Genomic DNA, 23,626 nt, shown 5'->3' with positions numbered 1-23,626 from the left:
CGCCTGCGAGTGATAAACGCCGTTGTGGCCTGCGAGTGCGGTGCGCGGGCGACCCGCGGTGAGCGTGCGGACGGCGCGGGCGCCGTGCCCGGTAGGTTGCTTGTGAGCAACTTTGACGAAAGGCCCTTATCATGCGCCGGCTGCACGGATGGATCGCGATCGCCCCGACCCTCGCCCTCGCCGCCCTGGCCGGGTGCGGGGCCGTTCCAGGGCTGCCCGGGGGTGAGCGTTCGGCCGAGCCGACCCGTGCGGCGCCGGCCGAGGTGGAGGGCGTGGAGAACTTCTACGGCGAGTACGGGGACTTCGCGACGCTCATCGGCGCGATCCAGTCGAGCCAGGTGACGGCCGAGGAGCTGGAGCACCCGTGGGTGGCCGAGCAGGGGCACGTGGACGTGAACGCGGCCTGGGACGGGACGCCGCCGGTGTACGACCTGACCCCTCCGGCGGGCGGGAACCACTTGAGCCAGTGGCAGACGTGCAACGGCTCGGTGTACGACGCGCCGATCGTCGACGGCAACGCCGTCCACTCGCTGGAGCACGGCGCGGTGTGGCTGACCTACGACCCGGCGCTGGTGGACGAGGCGGCGGTGGAGGCACTGGCGGCCTTGATCGTGGGCCGGGACTACAGCCTGATGAGCCCGTACCCCGGTCAAGGGGTCGCGGTGTCGCTCCAGTCGTGGGGGAACCGGCTCCAGACCGAGGACCCGGCCGATCCGCGGATCGCGGCCTACCTGGACGCGTACATCCTCAACGAGCGGTACAACCCCGAGGTGATGGCGACCTGCGGCGGCGGGGTGTCGACGACCGCCGGCGACCTGGAGTAGGCGCGTCCGGGGCCGGGTCGCGGACGGGCGGGTGAATGCGCCCGCGACCAGCGCACCGGGTTCGGAGGGTCGGAGCAGCCGGATGGCGCGCTGCGGCGGCCTGCAAGGTAAGGTGGCCTACGCGAGTGGCAATCACACCGGGCCCTCCCCGGCGCCGCTCCGGCTTCAACCGTCGTCGAGGAATAAGGCACGCCCCGCGAAATGGCATCAAAGAAGCAGACCGCATCGAAGACCGCCCCCAAGGGCGCGGTCAAGAGCGCCGGCAAAGCGCAGAACGCCTCGGCCGCCCGCAAGGGCCGCGCCGTCCAGGTGAAGCAGCCCAAGCCGTGGGGTCTCATCCTCACGTTCTCCGCCGTGGGCGTCGTCGCGCTCGGCCTGATCGGGGCCGCGGTGTTCGTCGTCTGGGACCGCAGCCAGCCGCCGGAGGGCGTCACCGACTTCTACGGCGAGTACGCGAACTACTCGGAGGTCCGCAACGCGCTGACCGACGGCGAGATCACCGAGGACGACCTCGAGCACCCGTGGGTCATGCAGCAGACGCACGTCGACAACGAGGACCCGAGCGCGGTCCCGGAGTACGAGATCTCCCCGCCCGCGGGCGGGAACCACCTCGGCGCCTGGCAGACGTGCACCGGCTCGGTGTACGACGCGCCGATCGTCGACGGCAACGCCGTCCACTCCCTCGAGCACGGCGCGGTGTGGCTGACGTATGACCCGGCGCTGGTCGACGGCAACGGCATCGAGCAGCTCTCGGAGAAGATCCAGGGCCGCGACTACACCCTGATGAGCCCCTACCAGGACCAGGGCGTGGCCGTCTCGGTGCAGGCCTGGGGCGTGCAGTACCAGACCGACGACATCGACGACCCGCTCGTCGACGAGTTCCTGAGCTTCTACATCCTCAACGGCAACAACACGGCCGAGTCGAACGCGACCTGCTCCGGCGGCGTGGCGACCACGATCGCGGACGCCGCCCCGACCGGCTGACGGGCGCGAACCTTTCGGGGCCGCACTCGTTAGATGTAGGGAAGTCGCGGGCGCTCCGGTGAGCGCCCGCCGAGGGAGGACACGGATGAGCCGCTTGTGGCGCAGGCCCGCGGTGCTGATCGCCGTCACCGCGGTGCTCATGCTCGTGGCGGGCTTCGCGGTCGGATGGGTCGCGGGCACGAGCGCTCCGGGCAATGACTCGGTCGAGGCCGGTTTCGCCCGGGACATGCAGACGCACCACCAGCAGGCGGTCGACATGGCGATGTACGAGTGGCAGAACGGCGGCGACGAGACGCTCAAGGCCGTCGCCTACGACATCGCGACCTCGCAGAGCTCTGAGATCGGCATGTACCGGTCGTGGCTGCGCGAGTGGGGCGTCCAGCTCTCCAGCGGCGAGCGGATGGCGTGGGCGGGCGAGGAGCACGCGCACGACGGCGACGCGCCGGGGCTGATGCCCGGCATGGCGACCGACGAGGAGATGGCCGAGTTCAAGACCCTCTCCGGGACCGAGGCCGACGTCATGTTCGTGGAGCTGATGATCGCGCACCACATCGGCGGGGTCGACATGGCCAAGATCGCGCTGGACCTGAGCGACGACGACCGGGTCGTGGACGCGGCCAGGCGCACGATCACCGTGCAGCAGGCCGAGATCGAGAGCCTCGAACTCCACTTGGACCGGATCCTTTCCAGCGTCGAGGAGTAGGGAACCCGCCGTGAGCTACAGCAACTGGGGGCCGAGCTACGGCGACCCGTCGCACCCGACCACCGGTGAGCTGCCGCGCGTGGGCGACGGCCGGGGCACCGACGAGCTGCGGACGGTCCAGGTCGACACGGTCGCCGAGGAGCCGGAACCGGAGCCCGCGAGGCACCGCTACAGCTGGGAAGCCTCGGCGCCGAGGGCGGGGGCGCATTCGGAGCCGGGGAGCTGGTCGGTCCCGCGCGTGGGCCGGGAGGGCGCGGCGAGTTTCACGGGGCCGCAGCAGCGGGTCCGCGCCGAGGAGGCGGTCCGCCCTGACGACACGACGCAGTTCGCGAGGGTGGGCGACGGGCTGCGAGGCTCGGTCGGTCCGGTCACCGTGCAGGTGGACCGGGTCCGCACGGGCGGGGGCGTGCACGGGGACACGCAGTTGTTGCCGACGGCGGCGTTCATGCGCCCGCGGCAGGAGGAGATGCCCGAGGCGGTCGAGTCGCCGCAGCAGGAGCCGGGCACCGGTTCGATGCCGGCGATGCGGCGCCAGATGGGCCCGGACTGGACCCAGACGCCGCTGAGGCTCCTCGCAGCGGCGGCAGTGGCGACAGCGGTCCTGGGCCTGTCGGCAGCAAGCCTGATCTCCATAGGAGCCTGGATCAACCCCTGACAACAACAAAGGCCCGAAGCGCACCGCGCCCCGGGCCCCGCTGGTCATACGGCATGAACCGAGTCAGTCGAAGAGGTCCTCGACCCGGGAGGCGCTGAAGGCAGTGGTGAACCAGCGGTCCGCCTGATCCGAATCGGTGCAGGCCAGAATCCGCACACGAGCGGCATCCGGAACCTCGATACCTCTCATTCTCAGCAGGTCGAGCACCGACTTGGCCTTCCCGCGCGCTTCGCCACGCGCTTCGCCACGTGCTTCACCGCGCGCTTCGCCTTTGAGTTCCAGCTTGCCGGCCGGGCTCTCCAGGTACTCCTGGTACGTCATGCTCATGTATTCCTCCAGTACGTTGCATGCTTCGGTCGAGAGAAGTTGCATCGCCCATCCAGCATACTGCTGGCGGTCGGCCTCGGAAAGCTCGTTGAGCCTCCGGCCGAGCGTGTGGGCGATCGGCACGGCCTGTGGGCCCTTGCCGCAAGCCGCCTTGAGGATCAGGATCTCCACGGCGTCCATGGGGTCCTCATCCGTGTCCGCCTCCATGAAGTCCTCCGGGTCGATGACATCCGCGAAGAGCGTGAAACCCGGTGGTCCGACCTCGATCGGGCCCCTCGCCCAGGCGGCCGTCGCCGTATCGGTGCAGAACACCAGCAGTCGCACCGGGCACTTGAGACGGGCCCGGAGAATCGTCAGGTACATCGGCCAGCTGTACTGCTTCCGATTGTCCTGGCTCCGTTGGACCTCGGTGATGACCGCGAAGACGGGCACCCCCGCCTCGTCGCGGAACACGGCCGCGTTGTCGCAGTTGAGTTCGAGCGGATCGTTGTTGGTGAGCGCCTCGGACTCGGAGAGGGCGCCTGCGTACGGCGGCAGTGCCGCCCCGAGCGTTTTGACGAGCAGCTTCGCGGCCAGTTCCGGACGGGCCTGGAACAAGCGGATGGGGACTTCATGGGAATGGGTGACCATGACATGAAACGGTATTGAAGCTCAACACGCGATTCGTGTTTCGACACTCCGACTCGAACCCGCGCGCGGATATGACTCCTGTCACTAAGCAGGACAATGCATCTGGGCCCGGACCGCCAAGCGGTCCGGGCCCAGATGCGTTGTCCTGTCTAGACGATGATGCCTGCGGCCACGGTTCGGTTGTCGGCTTCGTCTATGACTATGAAGCCTCCTGTGGAACGGTTGCGGCGGTAGTCGTCGCACAGCAGCGGCTTGGTCGTGCGGAAGGTGACCCGCCCGATCTCGTTGAGCCGCAGCTCGTTCGCCGACTCGTCGCGGTGGAGCGTGTTCACGTCGAGCTGGTACTGCACGTCCTTGACGATCGCGCGCACGTCCGCGGTGGTGTGCTTGATGGCGTACTTGCCCCGCACCCGCAGCGGCCTCGCCTCGTCCATCCAGCACACCATCGCCTCGATGTCCTGCGAGACCCGCGGCTGGTTCCCCGGACGGCACAGCATGTCGCCGCGCGAGACGTCGAGCTCGTCCTCCAGGCGCACCGTCACGCTCAACGGCGGGAAGGCCTCGTCCAGAGGTCCGTCGGCGGTCTCGATCGAGGCGATCTTCGAGGTGAACCCGCTCGGGAGCACCGTGACGTCGTCGCCGGGCTTCATGACGCCCGAGGCGATCTGGCCCGCGTAGCCGCGGTAGTCGTGGTTGTCGCTCGAATGCGGCCGGATCACGTGCTGGACGGGGAAGCGCACGTCCACGAGGTTCCGGTCCGAGGCGATGTGGACCTTCTCCAGGTGGTGCAGCAGGCTCGGGCCCTGGAACCACGGCATGTGCTCGGAGCGGTTGACCACGTTGTCGCCCTTGAGCGCCGAGATCGGGATGACGGTGAGGTCAGGGACCTCGAGCTTGGTCGCGAACGCCTTGAACTCGTTCTCGATCTGCTTGAAGACCGCCTCGTCGTAGTCCACCAGGTCCATCTTGTTGACGCACAGGACCATGTGCGGCACGCGCAGCAGCGAGCACAGGAACGCGTGGCGCCTTGACTGCTCCACCAGGCCCTTACGGGCGTCGACCAGGATCAGCGCCAGGTCGGCGGTCGAGGCGCCGGTGACCATGTTGCGCGTGTACTGGATGTGCCCGGGCGTGTCCGCGATGATGAACTTGCGCTCGGGCGTGGAGAAGTAGCGGTAGGCCACGTCGATCGTGATGCCCTGCTCGCGTTCGGAGCGCAGGCCGTCGGTCAGGAGCGCGAGGTCGGTGTACTCGTCGCCGCGCCCGGCGCTGACGGCCTCGACGGCGTCCCACTGGTCGTCGAAGAGCGCCTTCGAGTCGTACAGGAGCCGCCCGATGAGGGTCGACTTGCCGTCGTCCACCGAACCGGCCGTGGCGAAGCGCAGCAGCTCGTGCGTGTCCTCGCGCGAGACCCTGCTGTCCTCGGGGGGCGACATGGTGTCCGTCATCAGAAGTAGCCTTCCCGTTTCCGGTCTTCCATCGCGGCCTCGGAGGTCTTGTCGTCCCCGCGGGTCGCGCCGCGCTCGGTCACGCGCGTGGCCGCGACCTCGGCGATGATCTCGTCGATCGTGGTCGCGTGCGAGCGCACGCCCGCGGTCAGGTTCGCGTCGCCCACGGTGCGGTAGCGGACGGTCTCCTTGAAGACCGTCTCGCCCTCGCGGAGCTTGATGAACTCGTTGACGGCGTAGAGCATCCCGCCGCGGTCGACCACTTCGCGCTCGGAGGCGAAGTACACCTCGGGCAGCGGGATCGACTCCGAGCCGATGTAGCGCCACACGTCGAGTTCGGTCCAGTTCGACAGCGGGAAGACGCGGATCTGCTCGCCGGGGTGCACCCGGCCGTTGTACAGGTTCCACAGCTCGGGCCGCTGGTTCTTGGGGTCCCACTGGCCGAAGTCGTCGCGGAAGGAGAACACGCGCTCCTTGGCGCGGGCCTTCTCCTCGTCGCGGCGGGCCCCGCCGAACAGGGCGTCGAACTGGTACTTCTCGGCCGCTTCGAGCAGGACCGGCGTCTGGATGCGGTTGCGGGTCCCGTCCGGCGGCTCGGTGACCATGCCGCGGTCGATCGCGTCCTGCACGGAGGCGACGAGCAGTTGCACGCCCGTCTCGGCCACCCGGCGGTCGCGGTAGTCGATGACCTCGGCGAAGTTCTGCCCGGTGTCGACGTGCATAACCGGGAACGGCACCGGCGCGGGCGCGAACGCCTTCTGCGCCAGGTGCAGCATCACGATCGAGTCCTTGCCCCCGGAGAAGAGCAGCACAGGGCGCTGACAGGTGGCCGCGACCTCACGGAAGATGAAGATCGCCTCGGCCTCCAGCGCGGCGATGTGGCTGATGCGGTAGTCGCTCACCGGCGCAGTGCTCCTCTCAGCTCGACCCCGTACGGGGTTGCGTGTCGTTCTCGGTGACCCGGCCCTGAAGGCCGGGTTGGTCAGTGCGATCCTGCGACGGCCTTGAGCACGGGCTCGGCCAGGTCGGGGCGACAGACCAGCAGGTCCGGCAGGTACGGATCGGGGTTGTTGTACCGCAGCGGATCGCCGTCGATCCGCGAGGCGTGCCAGCCAGAGGCGAGCGCCACGGCCACGGGGGCGGCGGAGTCCCACTCGAACTGCCCGCCGGAGTGCACGTAGGCGTCCACGGCGCCGGTGACGACGGCCATGGCCTTCGCCCCGGCCGAGCCCATGGGGACGAGTTCGGCGCCGAGCGCCTCGGCCGAGGCGTGGGCCTCGGCGGGCGGGCGGGTGCGGGAGACGGCGATGCGCGGCCTGCCGGAGCGGGCCGCGGGGACCTCGTGGCGGACGTCGGTGCGCAGGAGGGTCCCCTGCGCGGGGAGCGCGACGGCGGCCGCGGTGAGGCCGAGGCCCCGCTGCCACAGGGCGACGTGCACGGCCCAGTCGTCGCGGCCTTCCTCGGCGTACTCGCGGGTGCCGTCGAGCGGGTCGATGATCCACACCCGGTCGGCCTCGAGTCGCGCGGTGCCGACGCGGCCCTGCTCGCCCTTGCCCTCTTCGGAGAGCACGGCGTCGCCGGGGCGCTCGGCGGCGAGGCGCCCGAGCAGGTAGGCGTCGGCCTCGCGGTCGCCGGCGGCCTTGAGCGCGCGCGGGTCGTCGAAGCCGAGTTCGGACCGGAGCGCCAGCAGCAGCTCCCCCGCGCCGGCGGCGAGGTCGGCGGCGAAGCCCACGTCGGCGGCAGCGGCGGCCTCGGACGTGGCTGTCGGGACTCCGGTCGCTGACGCGGAGTCGGGGGCTTCGTGCATGCCGGAAAGTCTACGCTGCGGCCCTTCCCCGTCCAAATGTTGGGCGAGGTGGTCCCGGTATACGGGAGACATTTTTCGCTTTCTGACGAGCAGGGTCCGGAACGTGCGAAAGGCTCGCGCCGGTCTCAGTAGGCGCCCTGGGGGCGCAGGATCGCGGTGACGGTGCGCAGCAGGATCACGAAGTCGAGCGTGAGGTTCCAGTGCTCGACATAGCGCAGGTCGAGGCGCACGGCCTCCTCCCACGGCAGGTCCGAGCGGCCCGAGACCTGCCACAGGCCGGTCATGCCGGGCTTGACGGCCAGGCGGCGGCGCATGTCGGCCTCGTAGGCGGCGACCTCGGTGGCCAGCGGCGGGCGCGGCCCGACCAGGCTCATGTCGCCGCGCAGCACGTTCACCAACTGCGGGAACTCGTCGATCGAGAAGCGGCGCAGGTACTTCCCGACGGCGGTGATGCGCGGGTCGTCCTTCATCTTGAACAGGACGGCGTCGCACTCGTTGCGGTCGGACAGGTGCGCCAGGCGCCGCTCGGCGTCGGTGTACATGGTGCGGAACTTCCAGATGGTGAACGGCTGCCCGTCCTTGCCGATGCGCTCCTGCTTGAACAGGGCCGGCCCCGGCGAGGTGCAGCGGATGAGGAAGGCCGTGGCGAGCAGCAGCGGCGAGAGCGCCAGGAGCAGTCCGGCGGCGCCGATGCGGTCGACGGTGCCCTTGGCCCAGCGGCGGACCCCGGTGAGACGCGCGTGGTCGAGGTGGAGCATCGGCAGGCCGTCGACGGGGCGGACGGTGGTGCGGTCCCCCGCCACGTCCACGAGCGCGGAGGCGACTATGAGGTCGACCTCGCTGCGTTCGAGCTTCCAGGCCAGGCGCCGCAGCGCGGTGCCGTCGATCTCGGGGCAGGACAGGACGATCACGGTGTCGGCGCGCTCGGCGGACACGGCCTCGGCGATGCGGTCGAAGCTGCCGCGCACGCGGGTGTCGAAGTCCAGCAGCGCCCCCCGCGGCCGTTCGGTCGGCAGGCACGCGGCGACGACGTTGAGGCCGTGGTAGTGCTCGCGGCGCAACTGCACGATGAGCGCGGCCACCGAGGACTCGTGCCCGACCAGGACCACCCGCTTCATACATCGCCCGCCGCGGCGCATCCGGTGCAGCCATTTGCGCCAGCCGAAGCGGGCGAGGATGGAGACCGCCGCGGCCGTGGGGATCGCGATGAGGACGAACACGCGCGAGGTCGGCACTTCGAGTCCGTAGGAGACGATGGCGACCGCGGCGGTCAGGGCCACCGCGGCGTGGACGACGCGCTGGTACTCCTCGGTGCCGACGAACAGGTACCGCTTCTCGAAGGCCCGCGAGAGGCCGAGGACGGCGACCCACACGGCGGGCAGCGCGATGAGCGCCAGCGCGTACACGCGGCTGTGCTGGTCGAGATGGCCGAAGCGGGCGAGGAAGGCGAGGCCGGCGCCGAGGAGCCCGGCGGCGATGTCGGAGCCGATGATCCCGGCGAAGTACTTGCGCTGCCAGGCGGGCGGGCCGCCGTAGGGGCGGGTCCCCTGGGGACCGATGGAGTAGACGCGCCCCCGCGCCTGCGTGTCCTGCGCGCTCCCGTGCGCCTCTGCAACCGTCACAACCGAACTAACGACTCAGTGGACGAAGAGTGACGGTGATGTCACGCTAAGGAGTACATGAGGATGCGTCCACTGAGGGCGGCGTATTCGGCAGGTTGAAAAGGGCGGGCCTAGGTGGGCGCGTTGAAGGCGTTCTGCGCCATGACGAAGCCCTTTTCGACGATGGCCTCGACGGCGTCGGCGGCGAGCTCGATCTGGAGGTCCACTTCGGGGCGTTCGGCCTTGGCGAAGTCCTTGAGGACGTAGTCGGCCGCGTCCTGGCGGCCGGGCGGGCGGCCGATGCCGAAGCGCACCCGGGCGTAGTCCTTGGTGCCCAGGACCTTCGAGAGCGAGCGCAGGCCGTTGTGGCCGCCTTCGCCGCCGCCGCGCTTGATCCGCAGCTGCCCGAAGGGGATGTCGAGCTCGTCGTGGACGGCGATGACCGATTCCGGTGCGACGCCGAAGTACTGGGCGAGCGGCCCGACGGCCTCGCCCGAGAGGTTCATGTAGGTCAGGGGTTTGACGAGGATGAAGCGAGGCCCGCCTACCCCCAGGCGGGCCTCGCAGACTTCGGCGCGGGCCTTGCGGGCCACGGCGAATCGGCCGCCGACGCGTCGGGCGAGCGCGTCGGCGACCATGAAGCCGACATTGTGACGGTTCGCGGCGTACTTCGGTCCGGGGTTGCCCAGGCCGGCCACGAGCGTCGGGGTGTCGGTCATCGTCGTCTCGACTACTCGGCGGCTTCGCCCTCGGCGGCCTCGTCCTCGGCGTCGGCTTCGCCGCGGGGCTCGCTGACGGAGGCGACGACCTGGTCGCCGTCGGTGAGGATGACGATGCCCTCGGGCACGGTGATCTCACGGACGTAGCGCTGCGAGCCGATCGCGAGGCCCTCGATGCTGACCTCGATGGTCTCGGGGATCGCGGTGGCGGCGACCTCGACGGTCAGGGTGTTGAGCTCGTGCACCACGAGCCCGCCCTTCTCGCCCTCGCCGACGTAGTTGATCGGGATGTCGGTGGTGATGGTCTCGCCCTGGCGCACGATCAGGAGGTCGGCGTGGACGATGTCGTCGCGGAGCGCGTCGCGCTGGATGTCCTTGGGGATCACCAGGACGCGGGAGCCGTCGGAGACCTCGACGCTGATGAGCTGGTTGGCGCCGCCCTTGCGGATGGCGGCGGCGAACTCGAGCCCGGGAAGGGAGATGTGGGTCGGCTTCTCGCCGTGGCCGTAGACCACCGCGGGAACCTTTCCAGCCCGGCGCGTACGGCGGGCACCGCCCTTCCCGAAGTCAGTGCGAGGCTCGGCGCTGATACGAACTTCGGACACGGAAATACTCCCCTGTTTTTCAAGCAACATTTCATGCGGCGCTCGACGCTCACGTCGGCATTCAGAAGGGCGGTCAGCCCTGAAAGAGACCTACGCCTCGCGTCGATTACGGCGCCCTCTGGAGGACACCCTCGCCGTCGGCAACCCCACCAGAGTACTACGCGCGTCGGATCGGGCTTGACACGGGCGTCGCGGTGTGACCTACGAAAGACCGCCGAAGAGGGTCGTGACCGAGCCGTCGTTGAAGACCTCCCAGATGGCCTTGGCGACCAGCGGGGCGATGGAGAGGACGGTGAGCTTCTCGAGGTCGGCGGCTTCTTTGGGCAGCGGCAGCGTGTTGGTCACGATGACCTCGCTGACGGGGGCGGCGGCGAGGCGCTCGGCGGCGGGGCCGGACATGATCGGGTGGGTGGAGGCGATCACGATGTCCTCGACGCCGGACTGGTGGAGCATCTCGGCGGCCGAGCAGATGGTGCCGGCGGTGTCGATCATGTCGTCGATGAGCAGGCAGGTGCGGCCCTCGACGTCGCCGACCACCTTGTGGGCGACGACCTGGTTGGGCTTGAGCGGGTCGCGGGTCTTGTGCACGAACGCGATGGGGCAGCCGCCGAGGCGGTCGGACCAGCGCTCGGCGAGGCGCACGCGGCCGGTGTCGGGCGAGACGATCGCCATCTGGCGGTCGGCGTACTTCTCTTCCACGTAGCGCGCGAGGATGCCCATGGCGAAGAGGTGGTCCACGGGGCCGTCGAAGAAGCCCTGGATCTGGGCGGTGTGGAGGTCGACGGTGAGGATGCGGTCAGCGCCGGCGGTCTTGAGCAGGTCGGCCATGAGGCGCGCGGAGATCGGCTCGCGGCCGCGGTGCTTCTTGTCCTGGCGTGCATAGGGGTAGAACGGCAGCACGACGGTGATGCGTTTGGCCGAGCCGCGCTTGAGCGCGTCGATCATGATGAGGGTCTCCATGACCCATTCGTTGATCGGCGCGGGCATAGACTGGACGACGAAGGCGTCGCATCCGCGTACGGACTCCTGGTAGCGCACGAACAGTTCGCCGTTCGCGAACGAGTAGGCGCTCATCGGGGTCGGCGCGACCCCGAGGTGCTTGCCGATCTCCTCAGCCAGCTCCGGGTAGGCGCGCCCGGAGAACAGCATGAGCATCTTGGAGTTGGAAGCGGACATGCTCGCCATTGGGCTCCCCCATAGGTCGTCTCACCTGAACCTGTGACGGCTCCAGTGTCCCCTGCCCGGTCCGCAGGCGCGAGGGGACCGGGTCTTTAAGTGTCGCGTCACCCTCCGGACACTCCCTTGGCGCGCTTCGCGGCCTTGTCGGAGACCGTGCCGGGGCGCTTCATGGCGACCCAGCCGGGGAGGGAGGCCTGGCGGGCGCGGGCGACGCCGAGGTCGCCGGGCTCGACGTCCTTGACGATGGTGGAGCCGGCGGCGACGTAGGCGCCGTCGCCGACCGAGACGGGGGCGACCAGGACGCTGTCGCAGCCGATGAAGGCGGCCTCGCCGATCTCGGTGCGGTGCTTGTTGACCCCGTCGTAGTTGGCGGTGATGACCCCGCAGCCGATGTTGGCCTTGGCGCCGACGGTGGCGTCGCCGAGGTAGGCGAGGTGGTTGGCCTTCGCGCCGGGGCCGATCTCGACGTTCTTGGTCTCGACGAACGCGCCGACCTTGGCGTCCTCGGCGAGTTTGGAGGCCGGGCGCAGGTGCGCGAAGGGGCCGACGTGGGCGCCTTCGCCGACGGTGGCCTGGTCGGCGTGGCTGCGCACCACGACCGCGCCGGCGCCGACGATGGTGTCGGTCAGGGTCGTGTCGGGGCCGATCTCGGCGCCGGTGTCGACGGCGCTGGCGCCCTTGAGCTGCACGCCGGGGTGGATCAGGACGTCGGGGGCGACCTTGGCGGTGGCGTCGATCCAGGTGGTCTCGGGGTCCTCCATGGTGACGCCGGACTTCATCAGCTCGGTGTTGATGCGGCCCTGGAGGATGCGGCGCAGGGCGGCGAGCTGGGCGCGGTCGTTGCAGCCGAGGACCTCGGTGGGGTCGTCGACGACGACCGCGCCGATGGCGTGCCCGGCCTCGCGGGCGAGTTCGAGCACGTCGGTGAGGTATTCCTCGCCCTGGTCGTTGGCGGTGTCGAGGCGGGCGAGCTGGGCGCGCAGGACCTCGGCGTCGAAGGCGTAGATCGCGGAGTTGACCTCGTCGATGGCCAGTTCCTCGGGGTCGGCGTCGCGGTGCTCGACGATGCGCAGCACGCTGCCGTCGCCGTCGCGCACGATGCGGCCGAGGCCGTGCGGGTCCTCGACCACGGCGGTCAGGACGGTGGCGGCGTTGCGGTTCTTCTCGTGGACGGCGAGGAGTTCGGCGAGGGTCTCGGCGCGCAGCAGCGGGGTGTCGCCGGCGGCGACGAGGACGGTGCCGGTCAGGTCCGGGTTCGCCTCCATGGCGACGCGCACGGCGTGGCCGGTGCCGAGCTGCTTGTCCTGGAAGACGGTCGCGGCCTCGGGGGCGTGCTCGGCGAGGTGGGCGCGGACCTGGTCGGCGGCGGCGCCGACAACCACGATCTGGCGCTCGGGCCCGGCGGCCTTGACGCTGCGCAGGACGTGCCCCAGCAGCGAGCGGCCGAGCAGCTCGTGGAGGACTTTGGGACGGGTCGACTTCATGCGGGTGCCCAGGCCAGCGGCCAGGATGATCGCCGAACGCTCACTGCTCATGATGGGCCATGGTAGTCGGTTGCGGGGAGGTGTACGGGCCCGGTCGACCGACGCGCCCCGAAGGGGTTCATTACCGAATCGTTACGCATGGAACACGTTCTCCACACCGCTGAGACTTGTGCGATCTGCATCACGCGTCATATGTTGCAGTCAACAACAAATACTGGAGGCACCTCTCATGCACTTTCTGAGAACGCACAGTCCGAAAGCCGGCCGCTCCTTCGGCCGGGCCGCGATGGGCACGGCCGCCGCCGCGGCGCTCGCCCTGACCCTGACCGCCTGCGGCGGTGGGGACGACGACGCCGACGGCGGCGGCGACGGCGACACCCCGTTCATCGGCGTCATCCTCCCCGACTCGGCCTCGTCCGACCGCTGGGAGACCGCCGACCGCAAGTACCTCGAAGCGGCCTTCGAGGCGGCGGGGGTCGACTACGACATCCAGAACGCCCAGGGCAGCCGCGAGGACTTCCAGACCATCGCCGACCAGATGCTCACCAAGGGCGTCAACGTCCTGGTCACCGTCAACCTCGACTCCGGCACCGGGGCCACCGTCATCGAGAAGGCCAGGTCCCAGGGCGTGGCCACCATCGACTACGACCGCCTCACCGAGGGCGGCGGCGCCGACTACTACGTGAGCTTCGACAACGAGCAGGTCGGCGTGCTCCAGGGCCAGGGCCTGGTCGACTGCCTCGAAGGGGTCGAGAACCCGCTCATCGCCGAACTCAACGGCTCCCCCACCGACAACAACGCCACGCTGTTCAAGAACGGCTACGACTCGGTCCTCGACCCGCTCTACGAGGACGGCACCTTCACCAAGGGCCCCGACGAGTGGGTCCCCGACTGGGACAACGCCCAGGGCGGCACCCTCTTCGAGCAGATGCTCACCGACACCGGCACTGAGATCGACGGGGTCCTGGCGGCCAACGACGGCCTCGCGCACGCGGTCATCACCGTCCTGGAGCGCAACAGCCTCAACGGCACCGTGCCCGTCACCGGGCAGGACGCGACCGTCCAGGGCCTCCAGAACATCCTGCTGGGCGACCAGTGCATGACCGTCTACAAGGCCGTCGAGAAGGAGGCCAACGCGGCCGCCGAGCTGGCCGTGGCCCTCGCCAACGGCGAGAAGCCGGAGACCGACGCCAGCGTCGTCGACCCCGTCTCGGGCGACGAGGTCGCCTCGGTGCTCCTCGACCCGGTCGCCGTCACCGCCCACAACATCCAGGCGGTGGTCGACGACGGCTACGTCGACGCGGCCGAGCTGTGCGCCGACGACTTCGCCGCGCTGTGCGACGAGCACGGGATCGGTTAGGGGCTGCACGTGCTGCTCGAACTCACCGGACTCTCGAAACGCTTCGGACCGGTGGAGGTCCTCTCCGACGTCGATCTGTCGATCGACGCCGGAGAGGTCTGCGCCCTCGTCGGCGACAACGGCGCCGGCAAGTCCACCCTCGTCAAGTGCGTGGCCGGCATCCACGGCATCGACGGCGGCACCATCAGCGTCAACGACGAGGTGCGCACCATCTCCGATCCGCGCGACGCCGCCGCGCTCGGCATCGAGGTCGTCTACCAGGACCTCGCCCTGTGCGACAACCTCGACGTGGTCGAGAACCTCTTCCTCGGCCGCGAGAAGCGCCGGGGCCTGGTCCTCGACGACGACGCCATGGAGCAGCTCGCCGCCGAGACGCTCAAGTCGCTCGCCGTGCGGACCATCCGCAACCTCCGCCAGCCGGTCGCCAGCCTTTCGGGCGGCCAGCGCCAGACCGTCGCCATCGCCAAGGCGGTCCTGTGGAACTCGCAGCTGGTCATCCTCGACGAGCCGACCGCCGCGCTCGGCGTGGCCCAGACCCGCCAGGTGCTCGAACTCATCCGGCGCCTGGCCGACCAGGGCCTGGCCGTCCTCTACATCTCCCACAACCTCAACGACGTCTTCGCGGTGGCCGACCGGATCGCCGCGCTGTACCTGGGGCGCATGGCGGCCGTGATCGACGCGGCCGACGCGACCCAGTCGCAGGTGGTCGAGCTGATCACCAGCGGACGGTCCGGAACGTCGGGTCTCATCGACACCAACGGCACGAACGGAGCCCGGCAGTGAGCGCGCCTGTGCAAGCGGAAGACGCCGAGGCCCCGCCGGGGGCCGGCACCGAGCCGGGCGCGGTCCGCGCCGTGCTCGACCACGTCAAGGGCTACTGGTCCGAGGTCCGCTCGGGCGAGGTCGGGGCGCTTCCGGCCGTGGCCGGGATCATCGCGCTGTGCGCGTTCTTCGGGGCCTCGCAGCCGGTGTTCCTGTCGGTGGGGAACCTCGCGAACCTCTTCGGGCAGGGCGCGGCCGTGGCGTGCATCGCCATGGGCCTGGTGTTCGTGCTCGTCATCGGCGAGATCGACCTGTCGGCGGGGTTCGCCTCGGGCGTGTGCGCCTCGATCATGGCGGTGGTCCTCACCAACTGGGGGATGCCGTGGCCGGTGGCCATCGGCGCGGCCATCGCCACCGGGGTGGTGATCGGGCTGGTGCTGGGCACGCTCGTGGTCAAGCTCGGCATCCCCTCGTTCGTGGTGACGCTCGCGGCGTTCCTGGCCTTCCAGGGGATCGTGCTCATGATCCTCAAGGAGGGCACGAACATCACGATCCACAACGACACGGTCAAGGCCGTCGCCGGCGGGAACCTGGAGCGGTGGCAGGGCTGGGTGCTCCTGGTCCTGGCGGTCGCCGGTTACGCGGCGCTGCAACTGAACCGGTGGCGCCGGCGGGTGGGCCGCTCGCTCGTGCACGAGCCGCTCGCGGTGGTGCTGGCGCGGATCGCGTCGCTGACGGCCCTGCTGACGGCGACGGTGTTCCTGCTCAACCTGGAGCGCTCGGCGAACCCGCAGATCATCTCGCTCACGGGCGTGCCCGTGGTGGTCGTGATCCTGGGCGGGCTGTTCGCGGTGTGGACGTTCGTGCTGCACCGCACCAGGTTCGGGCGACACCTCTACGCGGTGGGCGGCAACGCCGAGGCCGCGGTGCGCGCGGGCGTCAACGTCGACCGGGTGCGGATCGCCGCGTTCGTGATCTGCTCGGCCATGGCCGCGGTCGGCGGCATCGTCGCGGCCTCGCGGGCGGCGTCGGTGGACCCGAACACCGGCGGCTCCAACGTGCTGCTCTTGTCGGTGGGGGCGGCCGTCATCGGCGGCGCGAGCCTCTTCGGCGGCAAGGGCACCGTCCGGGCCGCGCTGCTGGGCGGAGCGGTCGTGGCGATCATCAACAACGGCATGGGCTTGATGGGATTGAGCTCCGGCGTGCGCTTCGGCGTGACCGGGGCGGTGCTGCTGCTCGCCGCGGGCGTCGACGCCATGTCCCGGGGCCGGGGCAAGCTGTTCGGCAGGCACTGAGCGGTGGCTCGGCCAGGGACCGAGGAGCTGCGCAGGCGCAACCGGGCGGCACTGCTCGAACAGCTCCACCGGCATGGTCCCCAGACGCGCGCCGAACTCACCGAGGCCTTGGGGCTCAACAGGTCCACGATCGCCACGATCGCCGCGGACCTGGCGGAGTCGGGCCACATCCAGGAGACGACGGGCCGGTCGACCGGTTCGGCCGGCCGGCCTTCGACCCTGGTCGCCTGCGTTCCCAAGGCCGAATCGGTGGCGGCGGTGGAGATCCGCGCCGACCGGGTCCGGTTCGCGCTGTACGGACTGGGCGGGGAGGTGCTGGAGCGGGCCGAGACGCCTCTGCTGACGGGGGTGGAGGCGTCTGCGGCCGCCGCCGCGGCGGCCGCGCTGGTGGAGGGCGCGGGGGCCGAGGCGGTCGCGGCGGTGCCGGGGCTGGTCGACGCGGGCGAGGTGGCGCATTCGACGGAGCTGGGTTGGGCCGGCAGCGATGTAGCGGCGGACCTGGCGGACGCGACCGGCCGGGAGTGGCTGGTGGTGGACACGGCGACGGCCGCGGCGGTCGGCGAGTGGACTCGGGGCGACGCCTTCGAGGCGACGAAGCTGCTGTACCTGCACGGGGGCCGGGGCGTGACCGCTGGGCTGGTGGTGGAGGGCCGGTCGCAGCGCGGCGGGTCGATCCAGTTGGGGCACATAGTGGTGGAGCCGAACGGTCAGGAGTGCGCGTGCGGGCTGCGGGGGTGCCTGGAGGCGGAGATGGAGGCCTTCGGGTACGCCGAGGACATCGAGCGCGCCACGATGGCGGCGGGCATGGGCGACGCGTCGGCGAAGGACGGGCTGCGCAGGTCCGGTCAGGACCTGGGGCGGGCGCTGGGCGCGGTGGTGACCGCGACGGGCCCGGACGAGATCCTGTTCGGCGGCTGGCTGCGGGAGCTGTACCTGTCGGCGGCGGCGCCGGTGCGGTCGGCGCTGGCGGAGACGACGCTGCCGCATCTGCGTTCGCGGCTGCGGCTGCGCACGCCGGTGCTGGGCCAGGAGGGCCCGCTGATCGGTGCGGCGGAGACGGGCTTCGCGGCCCTGTTCGACCGGATGCGGTGAGCGCGAATGCGACCGGAGCTCGGGACTTGTTCGAGACCGGCACTGTCGGACCCGCCGGGGATGTTTGAAATGGGGCCCCCAGGTGTCCGTTTTGAAGGCTGATGCCCTGGTTCGCGAAGGGGTGTGGATGGCTGGCCCGCCAGGACTCGAACCTGAAATGACTGAACCAAAATCAGTAGTGTTGCCAATTACACCACGGGCCACCGCGGGCGGCGTCGATCGAATCGACCGTCCCGCGCGGAGCCATTCTAGCAGCAGGGCGACACCGGCCCGTTCCCGTCCGTACCCGGCCGCCGCGCCATAGGGTGGGCCCATGCCTCGATCCGTCTCCAGGAGCCGTTGGGCGGCAACCGTCCTCAGTGCCGCCGCCCTCGCTCTCGCCGGCGCCTGCCAAGGCCCGCCGGAGTCCTCGGAGGAGACCGGCGCGGTCGACGCGCCGCCGAGCCTGGCGGTGATCGTCGCCCGCGACTCCACGGTGGTCGCGGTGTGGGACGGCGAGGCCCGCCCGCTCGAAGGCTCCTTCGCGACCCCGGGCCAGCGCGTGCTGTGGTCCCCCGGCGGCGGCCTCATGACCGTCAACGTCGGCGGCGGCTTCTGGCAGTGGGCCGGTCCGGACGGGCCCGCGCTGCACCACGAGTGCGGCCCGGGCTGCCAGGGCGTCTACCTCGGCGACGACCAGTTGTTCGCGTACGGCGACGGCGAGATCCGGTGGCTCCCGGCCGACGGCTCGGACGGGACCGAACCGGTGCCGGTCGAGGCCGAGCAGGCCCGCGGCGGCAGCGTGTGGGGCGCGGTCGAGGGCCGCATCCTGGTCGGCGAGGAGGGCCCGCAGTCGCGCACCGACACCGAGGACCTGTGGCTCCTCGACCCGGGCACCGGCGAGGCGGCCGCAGTCGGCGACCTCCCGTCAGGGCAGGGGCAGTGGACGCAGCGGACGGCGCTGAGCGCCGGCGGCGGCGCCCTCGCGGTCGAGTACGAGGGCGACGGCCAGGACGGGTGCCCGGTCAACGAAGGCGTGGTCGTGGTCGACACCGCCTCGCTGGAGGCGGGGCCGGTCGTGGCGCCGCCCGAGGCGAGCCGCGGCGGGCAGGTGCTGACCTGGGACCTGTTCTTCAACGGCGGCAAGCTGTACGCGGTCTTCGCCGAGCTGTACGACGGGTGCCTCGAAGACGAGCCGATGGGCCTGTGGCGCCTCGACGGCGACTCCTGGGATCGGGTGAGCGAGGGCGGTTTCTACGCCGTGCGCCCGCTGGAGGGGCTCGACGGCGGCGCGGCCGCTCTCGTGGTCGACGCCGACTTCACCTGCAAGGTCGTGGCGCTGCCGGGCGGCGAGGTGCGCACCGACCTGGGCGCGTGCGGGCCCGAGGTCTGGTCGACCCCCACGTTCGGCGAAGTGGACTTGTCGGGGCTTTCAGCGCGCTGAGGGGTTCGGGTCCGACCACACGTGCGCGGGCACCTGCCCGAGGACGGCGTGGAGGAAGTCCGCGTAGTGGAAGACCTGGTCGAGGTCGTGCCCGCCGGTCCGGAAGGTCATGAGCCAGGAGCCCTCGAAACGCCACTGGTAGGAGCGGGCGCGCTGGTCGGCGAGCATCCACTCCATAGTGCGCGGGTGGATCACGTCGTAGGCGAACCGCGGACTGTCCGACTCGATGCGGTACTCGTCGTTGAACGCCTGGTTCTCGAAGTCGAGGTCCTTCTCGAAGCGCCTGGACAGGGCGTTCTCGTGGCGGATGTCGAGGTACGGGCGGCTCTTGGGGAGGCTGATCGCGTAGACCTGGTAGGTGTGCGTGGTCCGGCTCCGGCCGCCGCCGGTGACGAACACGTACTGGAAGCAGTGCAGGTGCGCGTCGCGGTAGCGCCCGCGCAGGACGTCGTACGCGCGGCGGGAGTGGCCGAGGTCGAACGGGTTGTGCCCCGAGATCCCCAGCGCCGTGGGGTCGTCGGGCCAGTACTGGAATCCGTGCCGGGCCGCCCAGGCCGCGCACTGGGCGATCCGGGCGTTGCGGGCGCGGCGCGTGTAGAGGACGAGCAGGACGGTCCCGCCGACGAGGGCGACGCAGCACGCGAGCGGTATCGCGAGCGCGGCGGCGGCGCCGGTGATCGACATGGGACTCCCGTGTGCACGGCGACGGGCCGCGCCCTCCGGCGCGGCCCGTGCCCGTCGCTAGTTGTTGGACCAGACGTGCCGGGGCACCTGGGCGAAGACGTCGATGAGGAAGTCCGCGTAGAAGAAGACCTCTTCGAGCTTGAGCGCGCCGGAGCGGAACGTCATGAGCCAGGGGCCCTCGAAGCGCCACTGGTAGGAGCGGGCGCGCTGGTCGGCGAGCATCCACTCCATGGTCCGGGCGTGGATGACGTCGAACGCGAAGCGGCGGTTCGGCGAGTTGATCTTGAACGTGTCGTTGAACGTCTGGTTCTCGAAGTCGATGTCCTTGGAGAACCGCTTGGACAGGAAGTTCTCGTGCCCGATGTCCAGCAGCGGCCGCGGCGTCGGCAGGCCGATCGCGACGACCTGGTGGACGTGCGTCTGCGACTCCTTGCCGCTGCCGGTCGTGTACTGGTACTGGAAGAACACGATGTGCATGTTCTTGTACATGCCGCGGAAGACGTCGATGCCCTTGCGGGAGTGGCCCTCGTTGAACGGGGACTCGGTCGACAGCCCGGCCACCGAGTTGTCGGTCGGCTCGTAGTGGAAGCCGTACTGGGCCGCCCAGGCCCGGTACATCGCGATCTTCTTCTGGCGGGCGCGCCAGGCGAAATAGGCGCCGACGCCGACGACCACCAGGCAGAGGACATAACCCCACCACGGAAGGCCGTCGCTACTCGTATTGCTCACTGGGGTGAATCCTTCTTACGGGCGTTGGGGATCGTGCGCGCGGCTACCGGCCGTAGGGCTGCTGTCCGTATCCGGGCTGCTGCGGCTGCTGCGGCTGCTGGGGCTGCTGCGGGTAACCGGGCTGGGGAGCGCCGTAGCCGGGCTGCGGGGCGCCGTAACCGGGCTGCGGCGCCTGCGGCTGCCCGTAGCCGGGCTGCTGGGGCTGCTGGCCGTAGCCGGGCTGCGGGGGCTGGTAGCCGACCTGCTGGGGCTGGCCGTAGCCGGGCGGGACCTGGCCGGGCGCCGCCTGCGGCGGCAACTGCTGCTGCTGAGGCTGGGGCTGCTGCATGAAGCCGGGCCCGCCCATGTCGCGCATCTTCGGCGCGGTGCGAGCGGCCGGGTTGTCGAGCTCGAAGTACTCCTCGGGCTGGAACCCGCCCATCCGCGCCGAGATCGACCCGGGGAAGACCTGGAGCGCGGTGTTGTACTCGCGCACGTTCGCGTTGTAGAACCGGCGCGGGGCCGCGATGCGGTTCTCGGTCTCGGCGATCTCGGTCTGGAGCTGGAGGAAGTTCTGGTTCGTCTGCAAGGCCGGGTAGGACTCCTGCATGTGGATGACGCCGCGCACCGCCTGCGTCAGCTGGCCCTCGGCGGCGCCCTGGCCGCCGTGGCCCACGTTCGGGTCCTGCCGCGCCTGCATCGCCCTGGACCGGGCGTCGGCGACCTGGCGCAGCGTGGCGTTCTCGGCGCCGGCGGCCTGCTGGACGACGTACATCAGGTTGTCGAGGAGGTCGTACCGGCGCTGGAGCTCGACATCGATCTGCGCCCACGACTCCTGAGTGATGTTCCGCAATCGCACCAGTTTGTTGCGCCCGCCCAGGGCGGTGAACACCAGGATGAGGGCGATCACCAGAACGACTACGAGGATCACGATGACAGTGGTCATGGAATGAGAGCTTAGTGCATCTATGCCAACCGGAGGTCCCAGCCTTGCCCCAGCTCGGGGCGGTGAACGGTCCCCCATCGGCGCAGCGCGGACGACGCATTCGCGCAAGCGCGCGACGCGGCTCGCAAGCGCTGGAGGCGTACGGAATCGGCGCCGATAGGAAGCGGTGAATGGGGCGAGTCCCGGCGCGGTCCGCCGGCCACAAGCGAGTCCGGCCGGGCCGTCCGGGCCGGCCTACGCCAGAGCGTGCTCGACGACGGCCGCGAGTTCGGCCGCGACCGACTGGGCGACCGGCTCCTCGGAGGCCTCGACCATGACGCGCACGAGCGGTTCGGTCCCCGAGGGCCGCAAAAGGACCCGTCCGTCGGTGCCGAGCTTCGCCTGCCACAGCGCGACGGCGTCGCGCACCGACTCGTGGTGGATGACGGACTTGTCGGCGACCCGCACGTTGAGCAGCACCTGCGGGGCCGGGGTGAAGACCGAGGCGAGCTCGCCGAGGGTCTTGCCGGTGGCGGCCATGCGCGCGAGCACCATGATGGCGGTGAGCGTGCCGTCGCCGGTGGTGGCGTGGTCGGACAGGATGATGTGCCCCGACTGCTCGCCGCCGAGCGAGAAGTCGCCCTCGCCGAGGCGTTCGAGCACGTAGCGGTCGCCGACGCCGGTGACCACGAGGTTGATCCCGGCCGCGCCCATGGCCTGGTGGAGGCCGAGGTTCGACATGACGGTGGCGACGAGGGTGTCGCCGCGCAGCGTCCCGGCCTCGCGCATCGCGAGCGCGAGGATCGCCATGATGGCGTCCCCGTCCACGTAGTTGCCCTCGGCGTCCACGGCCAGGCAGCGGTCGGCGTCGCCGTCGAGGGCGATCCCGGCGTCCGCGCCGTGGGCGAGGACGGCCGCGCGCAGCCCCTCCATGTGGGTCGAGCCGCAGTTCTCGTTGATGTTGAGGCCGTCGGGGTCGTCGTTGATGGTGACGACCTCGGCCCCGGCGCGCCGCAGCGCCTCGGGGGCCGCGCCGGTGGCCGCGCCGTTGGCGGGGTCGAGCACGACCTTGAGGCCGTTCAGGGGATTGGGGCAGACCTCGACGAGGTGCTCGATGTACGCCTCGACGGGGTCGACCGAGCGGGCGATGCGCCCGACGCCCTCGGCCTGCGGCAGCGGGGCCGGGCGGGCCATGGCCGCCTCGATGGCGTCCTCGACCTCGTCGGGGAGCTTGCGGCCGCCGGCCGCGAAGAACTTGATGCCGTTGTCGGGCATGGGATTGTGGGAGGCGGAGACCATGACGCCGAAGTCGGCGCCGGTCAGGGCCGTCAGGTGCGCGACCGCGGGGGTGGGAAGGACGCCCAGGTCGATGACCTCGGCTCCGGCGGCGGCGAGCCCGGCGGCGCTGGCCGCGGCGAGCATCTCGCCGGAGGCGCGGGGGTCGCGGCCGATGACGGCGACGGTGCGCCGGTCGGCGGCGCCGAGCACCCGGGTCGCGGCGATGCTGAGGCGGAGCGCCAGGTCGGGCGTGAGGTCGGCGTTCGCCCGCCCCCGTACGCCGTCGGTGCCGAACAGTCGTGACACGGTGTGGTTTCCCATCTTGGCGGTGCCGGTGCGGGTCAGGCCCTGCTCGGCGACGCTTGCGAGCCGTGTGGGGGCTCTGTCGCGGCGTGCTGTACCCGGGACCGGTCCTGTGGCTGTTTGACGATGCCGTGCGGTTTACCGGACTGCGAAAGGAGTCGGGGCCGCCGAAGATGTCCTCCTCGGCAGCCCCGTCGCCTGTGCAGACTAGCGCGTTTCCCCGCGGGCGGGGAAGGCGTGCTAGCGCTTCGAGTACTGCGGCGCCTTGCGCGCCTTCTTGAGACCGTACTTCTTGCTTTCCTTCTCGCGGGCGTCGCGGGTCAGGAAGCCGGCGGCCTTGAGGGCCGGGCGCATGTTCGGGTCGACCTCGAGCAGCGCGCGGGCGATGCCGAGGCGCAGCGCGCCGGCCTGGCCGGTGGCGCCGCCGCCGTGGATGTTGACCAGGACGTCGAAGTTGTCGCCGGCCTCGACGGTCACGAAGGGCTCGGCCACGGTCTGCTGGTGGACCTTGCTCGGGAAGTAGTCCTCGAGGCTCTTGCCGTTGACGACGTACTTGCCGGTGCCGGCCACGAGGCGGACGCGGGCGATGGCGCGCTTGCGCCGGCCCACGGTCTGGATCGGGCGGTCGGCCGGCACCGCGGGGATGCTCGGCACGGACGGCGCGGCGGCGACGTCGGCGGGGACCTCGACCGGCACCTCGACGGGCGCTTCGGCGGGGGTCTCGACGGCTTCGGCGACTTCGGCCACCTCGACGGGGGCCTCCGCGGCCGCGGTCTCGGGGGTCTCGGTCTCGGCGGCCTCGTTGGCCTGGATCTCGTCACTCATATGGT

22 protein-coding genes, 1 tRNA gene and 1 pseudogene are annotated in these 23,626 nt (G+C 70.6%); 9 read left to right on the top strand and 15 right to left on the bottom strand.

The annotated features are described in order from the left end of the window. Positions 1-131: 131 nt before the first annotated feature. From IF12_RS24010 to IF12_RS0110225, 4 genes are all read left to right on the top strand, one after another. Positions 132-824 carry a DUF3105 domain-containing protein gene (locus IF12_RS24010; RefSeq protein ID WP_051704217.1) on the top strand — a complete coding sequence of 231 codons (693 nt, stop codon included), beginning with the start codon at positions 132-134 and terminating at the stop codon, positions 822-824. A gap of 201 nt (positions 825-1,025) precedes the next feature. Next, positions 1,026-1,808, top strand: a complete 783-nt coding sequence (locus IF12_RS24005) for a DUF3105 domain-containing protein (RefSeq protein WP_051704216.1) — start codon at positions 1,026-1,028, stop codon at positions 1,806-1,808. Positions 1,809-1,893: 85 nt separating this feature from the next. Further along, a complete protein-coding gene (locus tag IF12_RS0110230; RefSeq protein ID WP_035748748.1) occupies positions 1,894-2,511 on the top strand; it encodes a DUF305 domain-containing protein in 618 nt (205 codons plus the stop codon). Between the two features lie 10 nt (positions 2,512-2,521). Beyond that, positions 2,522-3,166 (top strand): hypothetical protein, encoded by a 645-nt coding sequence (locus IF12_RS0110225; protein ID WP_030157628.1) that lies wholly within the window; start codon positions 2,522-2,524, stop codon positions 3,164-3,166. Positions 3,167-3,229: 63 nt separating this feature from the next. On the opposite strand, the gene IF12_RS0110220 is transcribed toward IF12_RS0110225, so the two are convergent. From IF12_RS0110220 to glmU, 9 genes and pseudogenes are all read right to left on the bottom strand, one after another. Then, positions 3,230-4,123, bottom strand: a complete 894-nt coding sequence (locus IF12_RS0110220; protein WP_030157626.1) for a hypothetical protein — start codon at positions 4,121-4,123, stop codon at positions 3,230-3,232. A gap of 149 nt (positions 4,124-4,272) precedes the next feature. Beyond that, positions 4,273-5,571 carry a sulfate adenylyltransferase subunit 1 gene (locus IF12_RS0110215; protein WP_030157624.1) on the bottom strand — a complete coding sequence of 433 codons (1,299 nt, stop codon included), beginning with the start codon at positions 5,569-5,571 and terminating at the stop codon, positions 4,273-4,275. Next, positions 5,571-6,482, bottom strand: a pseudogene (gene cysD, locus IF12_RS0110210) (sulfate adenylyltransferase subunit CysD); the annotation flags it as partial. The gene IF12_RS0110215 and the pseudogene cysD, both read right to left, overlap by 1 nt. 71 nt (positions 6,483-6,553) lie before the next feature. Then, the gene (locus IF12_RS0110205) at positions 6,554-7,378 is read right to left on the bottom strand and encodes a 3'(2'),5'-bisphosphate nucleotidase CysQ (RefSeq protein WP_081913458.1); all 825 of its coding nucleotides are present in this window, start codon (positions 7,376-7,378) and stop codon (positions 6,554-6,556) included. 125 nt (positions 7,379-7,503) lie between these two features. Continuing rightward, positions 7,504-9,000 (bottom strand): sugar transferase, encoded by a 1,497-nt coding sequence (locus tag IF12_RS0110200; RefSeq protein ID WP_231492491.1) that lies wholly within the window; start codon positions 8,998-9,000, stop codon positions 7,504-7,506. 110 nt (positions 9,001-9,110) lie between these two features. Beyond that, complete coding sequence (gene pth / locus IF12_RS0110195) at positions 9,111-9,698, bottom strand: aminoacyl-tRNA hydrolase (protein ID WP_030157619.1); 588 nt, start codon at positions 9,696-9,698, stop codon at positions 9,111-9,113. Between the two features lie 11 nt (positions 9,699-9,709). After that, positions 9,710-10,333: a 50S ribosomal protein L25/general stress protein Ctc gene (locus IF12_RS0110190; RefSeq protein WP_231492489.1), complete on the bottom strand. Its 624-nt coding sequence runs from the start codon at positions 10,331-10,333 to the stop codon at positions 9,710-9,712. A gap of 171 nt (positions 10,334-10,504) precedes the next feature. Beyond that, on the bottom strand, positions 10,505-11,488 hold the full coding sequence (locus IF12_RS0110185) for a ribose-phosphate diphosphokinase (protein ID WP_030157617.1): 984 nt from the start codon (positions 11,486-11,488) through the stop codon (positions 10,505-10,507). Between the two features lie 98 nt (positions 11,489-11,586). Continuing rightward, positions 11,587-13,017, bottom strand: a complete 1,431-nt coding sequence (glmU, locus tag IF12_RS0110180) for a bifunctional UDP-N-acetylglucosamine diphosphorylase/glucosamine-1-phosphate N-acetyltransferase GlmU (protein WP_030157616.1) — start codon at positions 13,015-13,017, stop codon at positions 11,587-11,589. A gap of 235 nt (positions 13,018-13,252) precedes the next feature. Between glmU and IF12_RS0110175 the strand changes: the two genes are divergently transcribed. The 4 genes from IF12_RS0110175 to IF12_RS0110160 are packed head-to-tail and all read left to right on the top strand — an operon-like array spanning position 13,253 to position 17,475. Then, positions 13,253-14,326, top strand: coding sequence for a substrate-binding domain-containing protein (locus IF12_RS0110175; RefSeq protein WP_030157615.1), 1,074 nt, complete (start codon positions 13,253-13,255; stop codon positions 14,324-14,326). A 9-nt stretch (positions 14,327-14,335) separates the two neighbouring features. Then, a complete protein-coding gene (locus tag IF12_RS0110170; RefSeq protein ID WP_231492485.1) occupies positions 14,336-15,109 on the top strand; it encodes an ATP-binding cassette domain-containing protein in 774 nt (257 codons plus the stop codon). Then, positions 15,106-16,383 (top strand): sugar ABC transporter permease, encoded by a 1,278-nt coding sequence (locus IF12_RS0110165; RefSeq protein WP_081913457.1) that lies wholly within the window; start codon positions 15,106-15,108, stop codon positions 16,381-16,383. Before IF12_RS0110170 ends, IF12_RS0110165 begins: the two co-directional genes overlap by 4 nt. Before the next feature lie 3 nt (positions 16,384-16,386). Then, positions 16,387-17,475: an ROK family protein gene (locus IF12_RS0110160; protein WP_051704214.1), complete on the top strand. Its 1,089-nt coding sequence runs from the start codon at positions 16,387-16,389 to the stop codon at positions 17,473-17,475. A 128-nt stretch (positions 17,476-17,603) separates the two neighbouring features. Here the strand turns inward: IF12_RS0110160 and IF12_RS0110155 are convergent. Next, positions 17,604-17,678, bottom strand: a tRNA-Gln gene (locus IF12_RS0110155). Positions 17,679-17,788: 110 nt separating this feature from the next. Between IF12_RS0110155 and IF12_RS0110150 the strand changes: the two genes are divergently transcribed. Next, positions 17,789-18,898 (top strand): hypothetical protein, encoded by a 1,110-nt coding sequence (locus IF12_RS0110150; protein ID WP_133884221.1) that lies wholly within the window; start codon positions 17,789-17,791, stop codon positions 18,896-18,898. Here the strand turns inward: IF12_RS0110150 and IF12_RS0110145 are convergent. The 5 genes from IF12_RS0110145 to rpsI all read right to left on the bottom strand — a co-directional run bounded on the left by IF12_RS0110145 (position 18,887) and on the right by rpsI (position 23,621). Further along, positions 18,887-19,582, bottom strand: coding sequence for a hypothetical protein (locus IF12_RS0110145; RefSeq protein ID WP_051704213.1), 696 nt, complete (start codon positions 19,580-19,582; stop codon positions 18,887-18,889). The two genes, IF12_RS0110150 and IF12_RS0110145, sit on opposite strands and share 12 nt — an antisense overlap. Positions 19,583-19,639: 57 nt before the next feature. Beyond that, positions 19,640-20,311: a hypothetical protein gene (locus IF12_RS0110140; RefSeq protein WP_133884220.1), complete on the bottom strand. Its 672-nt coding sequence runs from the start codon at positions 20,309-20,311 to the stop codon at positions 19,640-19,642. A gap of 43 nt (positions 20,312-20,354) precedes the next feature. After that, the gene (locus tag IF12_RS22915; RefSeq protein WP_051704211.1) at positions 20,355-21,236 is read right to left on the bottom strand and encodes a LemA family protein; all 882 of its coding nucleotides are present in this window, start codon (positions 21,234-21,236) and stop codon (positions 20,355-20,357) included. A gap of 234 nt (positions 21,237-21,470) precedes the next feature. Further along, a complete protein-coding gene (gene glmM / locus IF12_RS0110130) occupies positions 21,471-22,799 on the bottom strand; it encodes a phosphoglucosamine mutase (protein WP_030157600.1) in 1,329 nt (442 codons plus the stop codon). 237 nt (positions 22,800-23,036) lie between these two features. Further along, positions 23,037-23,621, bottom strand: coding sequence for a 30S ribosomal protein S9 (gene rpsI / locus IF12_RS27185; RefSeq protein ID WP_035748747.1), 585 nt, complete (start codon positions 23,619-23,621; stop codon positions 23,037-23,039). Between the last annotated feature and the right edge of the window lie 5 nt (positions 23,622-23,626).

Source organism: Glycomyces sp. NRRL B-16210, assembly GCF_000719515.1.
Taxonomy (GTDB): Bacteria; Actinomycetota; Actinomycetes; order Mycobacteriales; family Micromonosporaceae; genus Glycomyces.
The sequence above is the reverse complement of the archived record's forward strand: the minus strand, read 5'-3'. Positions and strand labels throughout refer to the sequence as shown.

What these genes read in the sequence shown, in the direction of transcription:
- glmU (WP_030157616.1), bottom strand. Translation starts at nt 13,017, where the DNA reads ATGAGCAGTGAGCGTTCGGCGATCATCCTGGCCGCTGGCCTGGGCACC.
- IF12_RS24005 (WP_051704216.1), top strand. Translation starts at nt 1,026, where the DNA reads ATGGCATCAAAGAAGCAGACCGCATCGAAGACCGCCCCCAAGGGCGCG.
- IF12_RS0110185 (WP_030157617.1), bottom strand. Translation starts at nt 11,488, where the DNA reads ATGGCGAGCATGTCCGCTTCCAACTCCAAGATGCTCATGCTGTTCTCC.
- IF12_RS0110145 (WP_051704213.1), bottom strand. Translation starts at nt 19,582, where the DNA reads ATGTCGATCACCGGCGCCGCCGCCGCGCTCGCGATACCGCTCGCGTGC.
- IF12_RS22915 (WP_051704211.1), bottom strand. Translation starts at nt 21,236, where the DNA reads ATGACCACTGTCATCGTGATCCTCGTAGTCGTTCTGGTGATCGCCCTC.
- IF12_RS0110215 (WP_030157624.1), bottom strand. Translation starts at nt 5,571, where the DNA reads ATGACGGACACCATGTCGCCCCCCGAGGACAGCAGGGTCTCGCGCGAG.
- IF12_RS0110230 (WP_035748748.1), top strand. Translation starts at nt 1,894, where the DNA reads ATGAGCCGCTTGTGGCGCAGGCCCGCGGTGCTGATCGCCGTCACCGCG.
- IF12_RS0110150 (WP_133884221.1), top strand. Translation starts at nt 17,789, where the DNA reads ATGCCTCGATCCGTCTCCAGGAGCCGTTGGGCGGCAACCGTCCTCAGT.
- rpsI (WP_035748747.1), bottom strand. Translation starts at nt 23,621, where the DNA reads ATGAGTGACGAGATCCAGGCCAACGAGGCCGCCGAGACCGAGACCCCC.
- IF12_RS0110175 (WP_030157615.1), top strand. Translation starts at nt 13,253, where the DNA reads ATGGGCACGGCCGCCGCCGCGGCGCTCGCCCTGACCCTGACCGCCTGC.
- pth (WP_030157619.1), bottom strand. Translation starts at nt 9,698, where the DNA reads ATGACCGACACCCCGACGCTCGTGGCCGGCCTGGGCAACCCCGGACCG.
- IF12_RS0110190 (WP_231492489.1), bottom strand. Translation starts at nt 10,333, where the DNA reads ATGTTGCTTGAAAAACAGGGGAGTATTTCCGTGTCCGAAGTTCGTATC.
- IF12_RS24010 (WP_051704217.1), top strand. Translation starts at nt 132, where the DNA reads ATGCGCCGGCTGCACGGATGGATCGCGATCGCCCCGACCCTCGCCCTC.
- IF12_RS0110205 (WP_081913458.1), bottom strand. Translation starts at nt 7,378, where the DNA reads ATGCACGAAGCCCCCGACTCCGCGTCAGCGACCGGAGTCCCGACAGCC.
- IF12_RS0110220 (WP_030157626.1), bottom strand. Translation starts at nt 4,123, where the DNA reads ATGGTCACCCATTCCCATGAAGTCCCCATCCGCTTGTTCCAGGCCCGT.